The following is a 13134-nucleotide window of genomic DNA, read 5'->3' on the forward strand; positions in this document are numbered from 1 at the left end:
GCCCCGTACTCCCACAGGATTCGAGCACCCTCCGCTCCAATCAACAGAGGATAATACACAACAATTTCTTATAACAGAGTTAAAATCTTAAATAGCAAGGGGAATAAAAAATGGATAAAATTATAAAACCTAATACACCACTAGTGAAACATATGTATACAGCTGACCCTTCTGCCCATGTTTTTGAAGGCAAAATATATATTTATCCTTCCCATGACCTTGATCATGATGGACCTTCAACTCATGAAGGGGAACACTATTCAATGGAAGATTATCATGTCCTGTCTATAGATGATTTTAATTCTCCTTGTACTGATCACGGGCAAGTGTTACATGTAAAGGATGTCCCATGGGCAAAGAAACAGATGTGGGCACCCGATGCAGCTTATAAAAACAATAAATATTATCTATTTTTCCCTGCCAAAGACCATAACGATATTTTTAGAATAGGTGTCGCGACAAGCTCAAACCCTGCCGGTCCTTTTACACCAGAAAAAGATTACATTCCTGGCAGTTTCAGCATTGATCCGGCTGTTCTAGTGGATGATGACCAAAAGGCCTACATGTATTTTGGCGGACTGTGGGGAGGTCAATTAGAGAAATGGCGCACAGGTACTTTTCTTCCTGATGATGAAGGCCCTGCTGATACAGAACCCGCTTTAGGACCCATGGCAGCAGAATTAAGTGAAGATATGCTTACCTTTAAAGCAGAACCTCAGGAAATTTCCATCATAGACGAAGAGGGAAATTTAATTCTTGCTGGGGATGAGGAAAAGAGATATTTTGAGGGCCCATGGGTCCATAAATATAAGGATCATTATTATCTTTCTTATTCTACTGGAACTACGCATTGTATTGCATATGCCATGAGTAAAAACCCTCAAGGACCATTTGTTTATAAAGGGATTATCCTAACTCCCGTAATAGGGTGGACCACCCACCATTCGATTGTTCAATATAAGGATAAATGGTTTTTATTTTATCATGATTGTTCATTATCGGATGGAATTGACCACAAACGCTGTGTAAAATTTACAGAACTAAACTATAACGAGGATGGTACCATCCAAACGATAGACCCTTATAAAGGATAAAGGTTGTCATAAAAAGTAAGTAATCAAAGGCCATCTCTTTAGAGTGGCCTTTCGCTTTTACGCACAAAAAAATACTAGGAACAGTGTTCAAAGTAACAAACTTTTAAAGTGAGGCCATTAGTACTATACGAGAAAACACCATTTTTAGGAAGGGAAGTGATATGATATATATAGAAAATAATGCTAGAAAGGAGCATCAGGATGGACCAGGATATCTTATCTCGGAATAATGTGAAGGTAAAAGGCCATGGTAAACAATCAATTATTTTTGCTCCCGGCTTTGGATGTGACCAAACGGTTTGGAAGTCAGTTGCCGAAGCGTTCGAAAACGATTACCAAATTATTTTATTTGATTATGTAGGTTTAGGCCGTTCAGACATACTTGCTTATGACTCGAAAAGATATAGCAGTCTTGCAGGATACGCACAAGATGTATTGGATGTTTGTTCAGCATTAGATTTAAAAGACATTGTCTTTGTTGGACACTCTGTTGGAAGTATGATTGGTATGCTGGCATCATTGAGTCATCCTGAATACTTCTCTCATCTTGTTATGATTGGCCCTTCTCCATGCTACCTAAATGACCCTCCGCATTACTATGGTGGCTTTGAAAAAGAGGAGCTTTTAGGTTTAATTGATATGATGGAGAAAAATTACATAGGCTGGGCGAATGTTTTTGCCTCGACGGTGACAAATAATCCAGAGCGTCAAGAGATTAAACATCAGCTGGAAGAACGGTTTTGTTCCACTGACCCTATTTTTGCACGTCAATTTGCGGAGGCTGCTTTTTTCGCAGACAACCGCAGCGACTTAAAAAAAGTAACGGTACCAACACTTATTTTACAATGTTCAAATGATATTATTGCTCCTTTAACGGTGGGAGAATATATTCATCAGCATCTTCCTAATAGTATGTTGAAATACATGGATGCAACGGGACATTGTCCGCATATGAGCCATCCCGAGGAGACAATCCATTTAATCCGCCAATACCTAAGCCTGGCAGCTGTTGATGTCAGTCTGGCAGGCAGAGGAGAGCCTATTTAATGGACGAACAGTTGAATCATGCACCATGTGGATTTCTAACTCTGTCAGAAGATGGAGTGATATTATCCATTAATCAAACATTGCTCAAGATACTTGATTACACCGAAGATTCAATAACAGGGCAGCATGTCAATTCTATCCTGACTGTCCCTGCCCGGCTGTTCTTTCAATTCTATTTCTTTACGCTTTTAAAAATTGAACACCGGGTTGAGGAAATGTATATTTCACTAGAGTCCAGTAAAGGAGAAGAGATTCCCGTTCTTATCAATGCTCTCTCTAGAAGAGTAAAAGAGACTACTAAATTTGAGTGTATTCTTATCCCGATGCGCAAAAGAAACGAGTATGAAAATGAATTGCTTCTAGCAAAAAAGGAAACCGAAGAGGCCTTAAAAGCAAAGCATAAAGCGAATGCAGAATTAGAGGCTACCCTTAAAAAGCTCAAAATCCAAAAGGAAGAGCTACTTGAACTGAACAACCAAAATCAAAAATATAAGATAGAAACAAAAAAAGAGTTGGAGCTTGCTAGAATCATTCAAGTAACATCACTAACCGATCCCATTAACAATGAAAAGGTTCAAATGGAAGTATTCTATAATGCCTCTGGTGAATTATCCGGTGATATCTATGGTATTTATCATATTGATCAGCATCGCTATGGAATCATCCTGCTTGATGTTATGGGCCACGGTATATCTTCAGCCTTAATTACAATGACTCTTCAATCTCTTTTTCAAAGATTAATTTCAGCAGGGTTTAAAGTTGATATGGTAATGAAAGAATTGGATAGCCACCTTCACAAATTGTTTCAAAACAATGAGGAAGCTAGGCACTATTCTACCGGTATCTTTCTTTTAATTGATACAGAGAGCCAAACAATAGATTATGTCAATGCGGGTCATCCCCCTGCCTTATGGCAGGACTCTGACGGAAAACAATATGAATTACTTTCTACAGCACCGCCACTTGGAACCTTTGAGGGTGTAGAATTTAAAACTAAAACCTTTACCTTTAGTAAGGGAGGCAGACTGCTTCTCTACACTGATGGTATTGATCCTCTTGCTTCAAACCATTTAGCCCCTTTATTAAGGAAAACGATATCATTACCTTTATTTAAACTGAAAGAGGAAATCTTACAGTCTCTAACTAACGAAAAAAATGTCTATCATAAAAGCGATGATGAATGCTTTATTCTCATTGACTTAAAATAATCATAAATAACCTATATAGAAAAATAAAAATGAGGTAATAAACGGTGATTTCATTTAGTATTATTGGTGGAGCTAGCTTCCGAGCACAATATTATTTAAGAATCGCCCAGGCGCTTCCAGACCAATTTCGTGTATGTGGAATGGTTGTAAGGGATGAGGCTAGAGGGCAATTATTAGAACAAAAGTGGAAGACAGCCACTTACCGTAATGTAACCCAACTGTTGAAAAATGAACATCCTGACTTTGTAGTAGTATCCGTTAGTGGTTCAGCATGCCCTGAATATTTATTGCAATTAGGAGAACTCGGGATTCCCGTATTAGCTGAAACTCCGCCAGCCCCAACCATAGATGGCTTAATCACTCTCCACGAGCAGCTTACTTGTAAAGGGGCCAAAATACAGGTCGCCGAACAATATCATCTGCATCCGGCCCAGCAGGCAAGACTTTCGATCATTCAATCTGGAAGACTAGGGAATGTCACACAAGCCACTGTTTCTATTTCCCACTTTTATCATGCTGTAAGCTTGATGCGGAAAATGCTCGGAATAGGCTTTGAGGATGCCGCCATTAGAGGAATGAGATTTGAAGCTCCGATCGTAACAGGTCCAGACCGGAGCGGCCCTCCAAAGGAAGAAAAAATGATCATAGCAGAGCGAGACTTAGTCTGGCTGAAATTTGATACTCAAAAGTTAGGCATTTATGATTTTACAAAGGACCAGCATCGTTCTTGGATTCGCTCCAATCATCTATCCGTTCGTGGCAGTCATGGGGAAATTTCCGATAACCATTTGAATGTCCTGGCTGATTATTCTATGCCTGTTCACTTGGATTTAAAGCGCATTAATAAAGGGGAAGAGGAAAACCAGGAAGGCTATTATCTTGATGGAATCATGGCAGGGGAACATTGGGTGTATCGAAATCCCTTTATCCCAGCAAGGCTTTATGATGATGAAATAGCTATTGCTTCCTGCTTGAAGAAAATGGGAGAATATATAGCGGGTGGCCCCAGTTTTTATAGCCTTCCCGAAGCTTCACAGGATCAGTATTTAGGAATTATGATGGAAAAAGCTATTCGTTCTTCAGAATTAGTCAGGACTGTACGTCAACCCTGGGCTAACTAAACTTACTCTATTAAAAATGCCCACTTGTAAGTGGGCATTTTTACAAATATCGGTTTATGATTATAAAAGAGATTCTGCTCCATCAATAAAGATTTCACTTCCGGTAATGTGGCTGGATTGGCTGGAAGCAAGGAAAAGAACCAGGTCGGCCACTTGTTCAGGTTTTCCTGCTGCGTGTTCTAACGGCTGGCTGCCTTGGGGATATTCAACGGGAATTTCAACTTCTTTTAATTTCTCTTTATCTTTCCAGGTATTCTCATTGATATTTGTTTCTATAGCACCCGGGCAGACAATATTGACCCTAATTCGATACTTAGCAAGCTCAAGGGCGGCCATTTTCCCAAATCCCATTTGGCCAATTTTGGATGTACTATAGGCAGACATCCCAAAGTTTTTATAGACCCTATTTCCATTTATGGAACTAGTAATAATAATACTTCCTCCACTTTTCTTTAAATGAGGAATGGCATATTTTACGGTTAAAAAGGTACTGGTTAAGTTATTGGAAATCGTCAGGTCCCAATCTTTCGGATTCATATCTTCAATGGGGGTTACTTCCCCGTTAATGCCAGCATTAGCAAAGACAACATCTACCCTTCCCCACTGATCAACCGTTCGTTTGTAACAGGTCTCTACTTCCTCGGGATGAGACACGTTGGCCTCCAAGACAAGTGCTTCACTGCCCATTTCCTCAATTTGATTTTTAACTTCTTCCACATTTTCTTTATGCAAATCTACTAGAGCAATCTTTCCTCCATTTTGTGCAAGCTTTATAGCAGCAGCCTTGCCTATCCCTGATCCGGCTCCAGTAACAAAAGCAACTTGATTTTGAAGTAGTTTCTCCACGTATTTAAGCCTCCTTAAATGATGATGTATATTACTATATCCATCCTAGAGATTTTAAAACTAGGAGAAACAGTCCCTTTTTATTTACAGTATTTCAGCCAATTCAATTCAATTAAAAGAAGAGGCAGGAAATCATTAGGATCATTTCCTGCCTCACTTTTTCTATCTCTATAAGAATTTAGTCTTAATTCACTTATCGCATTTGTTTCTGTCTAACAATTATTCTATGGAAATAATACCCTTTTCACCCTGCGAAATCATCCCTAGCTTCTTAATATTTAATCTCGTTAAGTTTGTAAAAATAATCGGAGAAGCAGTAGACGTTGCAGATTTCTTAATCTTTTCTAAATCAAATCTTATTATTTCCTGACCTTTTTTGATGGAATCTCCCTCTTTTACGAGGACGGTAAATCCTTCTCCTTTTAAATTGACGGTATCTAAACCAATATGAATCAAGATCTCATATCCCTGTTTAGATTTAATTCCGACGGCATGTTTCGTTGGGAAGACATTCATTACTTCTCCATCTACAGGAGAAACAACCGAACCCTTTGCAGGAATAATGGCAAAGCCATCCCCCATCATTTTCTGTGAAAAAACTTGATCTTCGACTTCCGTGATAGAAATAATCTCTCCCTCAATTGGCATCACAAAATCTTGTTCAGTTAACGGTAAATATTTTGGATCTTCAGAAGTTGTCACCTCTTGCACAGTAGGAATAGTAATTGTATTTGTATCCAATCTCTTCATGGCATCCGCTACAAACTCAACCTCGGTTCCCACAATAATTTGAAGGTTTGTTTTGTTCAGCTTCATAATGCCTTTGGCACCATGTGATTTTAACGAAGAATCTCTAACTTTATCCATATCTTTAACATTTAAACGAAGACGTGTGGCACAGTTATCAATGTTAGTAATATTTTCTTTACCGCCAATATCATTTATAAAGTGATACGCCATCGTTTCGTATTTATCTGCTCCCGCAGCCATTTCTATTGTTTCCTTCTCCACGGATCCATCTTTCTCGTCTTCACGACCAGGTGTTTTAATGTTAAATGCTTTAATGACACCATAAAAAATAACGAAATAAATAACTCCGTAAATCAAACCAACTAATAATAAGAGTAACGGTTTTTGAGCAATATTAAAGTTCAATATATAATCGATTGCCCCAGCCGAGAAGGTAAAACCATCTTTAATCCCCAACATGGTGACGATTACAAAAGAAAGACCAGTTAGTACGGCATGAATTCCATATAACAGCGGAGCAATGAACATGAACGAAAATTCAATTGGTTCTGTAATACCTGTAAGAAAAGAAGTTAGTGCTACACCAATAAACATACCGGCTATCGATTTTCTTTTTTCCTTCTTAGCTGCCGCAATCATCGCAAGTGCAGCCCCCGGCAAGCCAAACATCATGATTGGAAAGAATCCTGTCATGTAAGTTCCAGCGGTTGGGTCGCCTTCAAAGAAACGAGCGATATCCCCTGATTTACCTTCAAATGTCCCAAATTGAAACCAAAACAAACTGTTTAAGACGTGGTGAAGACCTAGTGGAATTAACAAACGGTTTAATAATCCGAAGATACCTGCTCCAATGGCACCTAAACCAATGATCCAGTTACCCACTCCATTTATAGCATCTTGGATTGGCGGCCAAACAAATCCCGCAATTCCTGCAATAATAACCATTGTAATGGAGGTTATAATCGGTACAAATCGTCTTCCACTAAAGAATCCTAGCCATTCAGGTAATTTAATATCACGAAAACGGTTATATAGAAGTCCTGCGATAATTCCCGTAAGAATTCCGCCAAGAACCCCCATATTGATGTCTTTATCAATAGCCAGGGTTCCTTGTGTTAAAACCAAATAACCAATGGCACCTGCTAAAGCGGCTGCCCCATTATTGTCCTTTGCAAACCCCATTGCCACACCAATTGCAAAAATTAATGCCAAGTTAGAAAAAACGGCATTACCCGCATTTGCGATAAATGGAATATTCAGCAGATCCGGCTGGCCAAAACGTAACAACAACCCGGCTGCTGGTAAAACGGCAATTGGAAGCATTAAGGCTTTTCCAATACGCTGTAAAAATCCTAACATTAGAAATCTCTCCTCTTTTTTGAAAGCGTTTTTTATTCACAGTGCCCATAATACCATCAAACCCTTATAGTTGTCTATACCAATAAATATTGAATTTACTGGAAAATACCAAGTGAATAGGATAAAATATAAGTAGACATTATATTTTTCTCGCAAAAATTGGTATAGACATCTATAACTTAGGGATGATAAAATTACGGATGTTTAGAAAGGATGTAAGAAAAATGACTACGAATTTTAAACCTATTTTGCTCAAGGGCATTCGCATATATTCTGATGGTCAATGGATTGAACACGGCTATATTAAAATAAAAAATCAAAAAATAATGGAAATAGGCAATACTGATCATCTTTCCTTGCAGGAAGAATATGAGGTTCTCAACGTTCCGTTATCCTTAAAAGCTATTCCTGGTTTTATCGACGTTCACATCCATGGGGCGAATGGTGCAGATACAATGGATGCTACGAAAGAAGCTTTGGATACCATGACACAGGCACTGCCTGGAGAAGGGACTACTAGTTTTTTAGCAACCACCATGACCCAGGAAGAAAAACAAATTGAAGAGGCCTTAATAAATGCCGGAAAATACATCAGTGAAGTTCAGCCTCCAGGAAAGGCAGAAGTACTTGGAATCCATCTTGAGGGGCCCTTTGTAAATAAGGAAAAGGCTGGAGCTCAACCCATTCAGCATATTATTAATCCAAATCTGGAGTTGTTTAAAAAGTGGGAAGAGCTTGCTAACCAGACCATTAAAATTGTCACCTTGGCACCGGAGCAGCCAGGTGGTCTTGAGTTGGTCCGATACTTAAAAGCAAATGGAATGATTGCCTCCATCGGTCACACGAATGCAACCTATGAACAAGTACTGGAAGCCATCGATGCAGGAGTAAATCATGTTACTCACCTGTACAATCAAATGACTGGGCTGCATCACCGTGAACCAGGTGTGGTAGGGGCAGCATTCTTAAAAGACGAGTTAAAAGCAGAACTCATTGTAGATGGAGTACATGTTCATCCAGAGATGGTAAAACTCGCCTACAAACAAAAGGGAAAAGAAGGAATTATTTTAATAACCGATTCGATGCGGGCGAAATGTCTAAAAAATGGAAATTACGATTTGGGCGGACAGGACGTAATCGTACAGGATGGAAGAGCCTTCCTGAGTAACGGAACCCTTGCAGGAAGTATTTTAAAATTAGGTCAAGGGGTTAAAAACATTTTATCTTTCACTGGCTGTCATATCGAAGAGGCTATTGAAATGGCTGCTGTCAATCCGGCAAAGCAGCTGCATATTTTTGATCGTAAGGGCAGCATTTCCGTGGGGAAAGATGCTGATATTGTCCTTCTCGACGAAAACTTCGATGTCTATATGACCATATGCCGCGGAAAAGTTGCCTACATTAAAGGAGGAAAATAACATGAAGATTATTGAAGCCACCGATTATAAAGATATGAGTAAAATAGCAGCCGATTATATTATTCAAAAAGTGACTCAATCTCCAAAAATCAAGCTTGGACTCGCAACAGGGGGTACCCCAATGGGAATTTATTCAAATTTAATTGCTGATCACCAGAAGAATGGTACTTCCTATCAAGGGGTTACGAGCTTTAATTTAGACGAATATGTCGGACTGTCCGGAGAGAATCCAAAAAGCTACCGTTATTACATGAACGATAACTTATTTAATCATATTGACATTCAAAAGAGTAACACGTTTGTTCCACGTGGAACTGTCGATAATGTCTTAAAAGAATGCGAATTCTATGAGGATTTACTTACTAAATACAAAGGAATTGATTTACAAATTCTTGGAATTGGGGCAAATGGCCACATTGGATTCAATGAGCCCGGAACATCATTCCACTCTCAAACCCATGTAGTCCAGCTAGCTCCTTCTACAAGACAAGCTAATGCAAGATTTTTTAACAGTTTGGAGGAAGTTCCTATAAAAGCAATTACAATGGGAATTGCTACCATTACGAAAAGCAAAGAAATTCTATTACTCGTTTCTGGAGAGGAAAAAAGAGAAGCACTGAGAAGACTTTTGACAGAGAATGTGGATGAAAGATTCCCAGCATCCGTGCTCAAAAATCATCCATATGTTACAATTATTGCAGATAAGGCTGCCATTGCTGGTTTAAAGGTTCACAGTTGAGTACTTCCTCTCTGTGTCCTTTTAAAGGAAAGCAGACCGTTTCCTAAGTATAAAAAGAAAGGATGCAGTAAAGAGGAGAATGATAAAAAAGGATTCCCCCATCCCAATATATTATCAGCTTCAAGAGCTTATAAAGGAATTAATTGATAAGGGTGAGTTAAGACCTGGTGATTCCATTCCTCCGGAAAGAGAGTATGCTGAAAAATATCAGATTAGTCGGATGACGGTGAGACAAGCGCTAACACAACTTGTGAATGATGGATACCTTCACCGAATCCAAGGAAAAGGTACTTTCGTTTCGGAGCGAAAAATAGAACAGCCACTTCATCGATTGAGAAGCTTCACAGAAGATATGGTTGCTAGAGGGCTCAAACCAGGGAGTCAATTAATATCCTTTGAAATTATTCCTGCAACTAGTCAAGTCGCCAGCCAGCTCGGTATTTTAGAACATGGACCCGTTTATGAAATTAAACGTATTCGGTTAGCTGATGACGTCCCAATGGCCTTAGAATCAAATTATATCTCAGCCAACCTTGTTAAAGGTCTAACGGAACAGATTGTAAAAAAATCAGTATATGCTTTTATTGAAGAACAATTAAATTTTCAAATTGATCATGCTTCACAAGTCATTGAATCATCGATTGCTAATCAGGTGGAGGCCAAGTTTTTAAAAATAAAAAAAGGCTCTCCCATCATGTTGATTCAACAACAAACCTTTTTAAAAAACGGAACACCTGTTGAATATGTTCGATCATCTTATCGTGCCGATCGGTATAAATTTATGATTGAAATGAAACGGTAACTACAATAAAAAAGCCAAGAATCATGACTTTGGCTTTTTTTTCGTTCGTTAAAAAATCCGTATATTTTATTAGTTATTTCTTAACTTCCATATCGTCGAAACCGATTCTCTTACAATTAACTCCGTTTCAACCAATATCTTTTCACCTTTCATTTCTTGATGTTCAACCACTTCCAAGATTTTTTCTGCCCCAAGTTTGCTGATTTTTTCAATCGGCTTCTTTATCGTTGTTAAGGAAGGATTTGTATATTGCGCAGATTGAATATCATCAAAGCCAATTACCGATACGTCTTCCGGGACAGTTAATCCCTTTGCAAATACAGCATTAAGAGCTCCTACGGCCATATCGTCATTAGAACAAAAGACGGCTGTTGGCGGATTCTTTAAGTCTAATAATTTTCCCATCGCCTTATATCCGCTTTCCATATCATAATTTCCGTTAACAATGTACTCATTACGAATTGGAATCTGCTCATCAATTAATGCTTTTAAATATCCTTCTCTCCGTTCCAAAGAGGACCTAAATCCTTTAATCCCTTCAATAACCGCAATATCTATGTGGCCCTTTTCAATCAAATACTTTACTGCATGACACGAACCTTCCCGGTCGTTTGATAAAATATTGATGATAGACTGGTCGTTGACCTCTCTATTAATTACAACAATCGGGATCTTTTGATTAAGTACATGATAGATAAAGGCATTATCGACTTCACTTTGGCTCATTAGAATAATCCCGTCGAAACGTCTATGGTTGATCGATGAAAAGTCATGATAATCATCTATCCCTCTTACAAATAAGTTATAATTTTCATTAATCACACTATTAACACCTTTTACCGTGTCGGCAAAGAAACTAGGTGATGTACCATTTGAGATACTTGTAAAGAATAGGCCTATCGTATAAGACTTTTGCATGACAAGACTCTTCGCATTAAAGTTAGGTATATAGTTTAGCTGAGCAGCTATTTCTTGTATCTTTTTTTTAGTTCCTGGCTTTATAAGCGGACTGTCATTTAAGGCACGGGAGACAGTCGTATGGGATACATTTGCCAGTTTCGCTATATCTTTAATTGTGACCATGTTTCTTCACCCTTTATTAACCTTCCGCTTTTCATTTTACCATGTGATCCTATGCATCATGACTATTATAGCCTTTCAGCTTAATTCTTCATTTTTTTAAATGTTAACGTAAACATTTTACATATTTTTATATTAACTCTTAGAAAATTTTCTTTCCAGCGTTTTTGTAAAATGCTCAATATCTCAGAAGAGTTCTGTATAAGTTGCCTTATGAATCTTTGTAAAACCCTTGATCTCTAACCTTTTGGACGGTTTGGCTTGTGAGTTCGAGCTGATGGCAGCTTCAGAAAGTAGCAGATGTTGTTCTTTCACAATCTCCTTTTCCTACATCCCCTATTTTTCAAATATAAATAGAATATTCAATTTTTTTAGAAATATTATTGTAATATATATGCTACGAATGTAAACGATTTAACATCTCCCTGTTCTTTGTTTCAGAAATATCTATGTTACGATTATTAAAAAATTAGCAACCAAAGAACATGGGGGTAAAAGAAATGCTTAAAAAAATGATAACGATTTTAGCAGTTGCTGTACTCTCGGTAACTGTAAGTGCTAATGTACAGGCTGCAACGTTAACAGTACAAAATGGGGATACCCTGTGGGATCTCTCACGTGAAAATAATATAACATTAGCAAATATCCAAAGGTGGAATCAACTTACTACTGACCTTATCCACCCCGGAGATATCCTAAACATTTCACCGGATAAACAACATATTGTTAAACAAGGTGATACATTATGGGACATCTCTATGAATAATCATATAACAGTTTCGCAACTTAAAGAGTGGAATGAATTACATACCGATCTCATCCATCCTGGATTAAATCTACTAATCTTTAATAGTATAAATACTACTAATAGTGCTGTAACAGAAAAAGAGGCTATACCTGCTGCACAATCCCAAAAGGAAAGTGCACCTGCAGTATCAGCTGCTTCCTCCAGTAATACAGGTTCAGAGGAAAGTACACCAGTGACACCAGCTGCATCAACGAGTAATACAAGTTCAGAGAAAAGTGCACCTGCGGCACCAGCTGCACCAACTAGTAATACAAGTTCAGAAAAAAGTGCACCTGCGGCACCAGCTGCACCCACAAGTAATACAAGTTCAAAGGAAATTACAGTGAAAGCAACTGCCTATACGGCATCGTGTGAGGGATGTTCTGGTACTACGGCTACTGGAATTAACCTAAAAGCAGACCCAAATGCTAAAGTAATCGCAGTTGATCCATCTGTTATTCCGCTTGGCAGTAAAGTTTATGTGGAAGGCTACGGTGAAGCTGTCGCTGGAGATACTGGCGGAGCTATTAAAGGTAATCGAATTGATATCTTTATTCCCTCTGAACATGACGCAATCAATTTTGGAGTAAAACAAGTAAAGGTAACAATAATAAACTAACATATCCAATATAAAAAACTGCAACCCTTTTTGTATAGAGGGTTGCAGTTTTTTTATGAATTAACTTTAAATAAAGTTAGCAAAAATATACAATATGACGATACTAATTAAAATGGTGATATTTGATATAATGGCGATTAAACGAGTAGTACTATATTTAAATTCAACTGCAAAGGTCAGGGCAGATGCTGCACACGGCAGCAGCAGACCAATTAAGAGTGTAGATCGAAACATCTGGCCGTATGGAAGGAATAAGTATAAAGC

General features: G+C 38.3%; 11 protein-coding genes and 1 pseudogene. 8 read left to right on the forward strand and 4 right to left on the reverse strand.

What is annotated here, in order from left to right:
- The first annotated feature begins 110 nt into the window (after window positions 1–110).
- The 4 genes from V7266_RS12015 to V7266_RS12030 all read left to right on the forward strand — a co-directional run bounded on the left by V7266_RS12015 (window position 111) and on the right by V7266_RS12030 (window position 4470).
- The gene (locus V7266_RS12015) at window positions 111–1094 is read left to right on the forward strand and encodes a glycoside hydrolase family 43 protein (RefSeq protein ID WP_335468118.1); all 984 of its coding nucleotides are present in this window, start codon (window positions 111–113) and stop codon (window positions 1092–1094) included.
- 201 nt (window positions 1095–1295) lie between these two features.
- Window positions 1296–2141 (forward strand): alpha/beta fold hydrolase, encoded by an 846-nt coding sequence (locus tag V7266_RS12020; protein ID WP_335468119.1) that lies wholly within the window; start codon window positions 1296–1298, stop codon window positions 2139–2141.
- Window positions 2141–3349: a SpoIIE family protein phosphatase gene (locus V7266_RS12025; protein WP_335468120.1), complete on the forward strand. Its 1209-nt coding sequence runs from the start codon at window positions 2141–2143 to the stop codon at window positions 3347–3349. Before V7266_RS12020 ends, V7266_RS12025 begins: the two co-directional genes overlap by 1 nt.
- A gap of 44 nt (window positions 3350–3393) precedes the next feature.
- Window positions 3394–4470: a Gfo/Idh/MocA family protein gene (locus V7266_RS12030; protein WP_335468121.1), complete on the forward strand. Its 1077-nt coding sequence runs from the start codon at window positions 3394–3396 to the stop codon at window positions 4468–4470.
- A gap of 60 nt (window positions 4471–4530) precedes the next feature.
- On the opposite strand, the gene V7266_RS12035 is transcribed toward V7266_RS12030, so the two are convergent.
- Together V7266_RS12035 and nagE are read right to left on the reverse strand one after the other, a co-directional pair.
- Window positions 4531–5316: an SDR family oxidoreductase gene (locus V7266_RS12035; protein ID WP_335468122.1), complete on the reverse strand. Its 786-nt coding sequence runs from the start codon at window positions 5314–5316 to the stop codon at window positions 4531–4533.
- A gap of 219 nt (window positions 5317–5535) precedes the next feature.
- A complete protein-coding gene (gene nagE, locus V7266_RS12040) occupies window positions 5536–7425 on the reverse strand; it encodes an N-acetylglucosamine-specific PTS transporter subunit IIBC (protein WP_335468123.1) in 1890 nt (629 codons plus the stop codon).
- Between the two features lie 224 nt (window positions 7426–7649).
- On the opposite strand from nagE, the gene nagA reads away from it, so the two are divergent.
- The 3 genes from nagA to V7266_RS12055 all read left to right on the forward strand — a co-directional run bounded on the left by nagA (window position 7650) and on the right by V7266_RS12055 (window position 10384).
- Entirely contained in the window at window positions 7650–8843 is a 1194-nt protein-coding gene (gene nagA, locus V7266_RS12045; RefSeq protein ID WP_335468124.1) for an N-acetylglucosamine-6-phosphate deacetylase, read from the forward strand.
- 1 nt (window position 8844) lies between these two features.
- Window positions 8845–9582 (forward strand): glucosamine-6-phosphate deaminase, encoded by a 738-nt coding sequence (gene nagB / locus V7266_RS12050; protein WP_335468125.1) that lies wholly within the window; start codon window positions 8845–8847, stop codon window positions 9580–9582.
- 79 nt (window positions 9583–9661) lie between these two features.
- Window positions 9662–10384 (forward strand): GntR family transcriptional regulator, encoded by a 723-nt coding sequence (locus V7266_RS12055; protein ID WP_335468126.1) that lies wholly within the window; start codon window positions 9662–9664, stop codon window positions 10382–10384.
- Window positions 10385–10453: 69 nt separating this feature from the next.
- Here V7266_RS12055 and V7266_RS12060 read toward each other — a convergent pair whose 3' ends face one another.
- A complete protein-coding gene (locus V7266_RS12060) occupies window positions 10454–11467 on the reverse strand; it encodes a LacI family DNA-binding transcriptional regulator (protein WP_335468127.1) in 1014 nt (337 codons plus the stop codon).
- A 497-nt stretch (window positions 11468–11964) separates the two neighbouring features.
- Here V7266_RS12060 and V7266_RS12065 point away from each other — a divergent pair, with 497 nt between their 5' ends.
- Window positions 11965–12870: a LysM peptidoglycan-binding domain-containing protein gene (locus V7266_RS12065; RefSeq protein ID WP_335468128.1), complete on the forward strand. Its 906-nt coding sequence runs from the start codon at window positions 11965–11967 to the stop codon at window positions 12868–12870.
- Between the two features lie 66 nt (window positions 12871–12936).
- On the opposite strand, the pseudogene V7266_RS12070 reads toward V7266_RS12065, so the two are convergent.
- Window positions 12937–13134: pseudogene (locus V7266_RS12070) on the reverse strand (AEC family transporter); the annotation flags it as partial.

Origin of the sequence: Neobacillus drentensis (genome assembly GCF_036965645.1) — a bacterium.
Classification (GTDB): domain Bacteria; phylum Bacillota; class Bacilli; order Bacillales; family Cytobacillaceae; genus Neobacillus; species Neobacillus drentensis_D.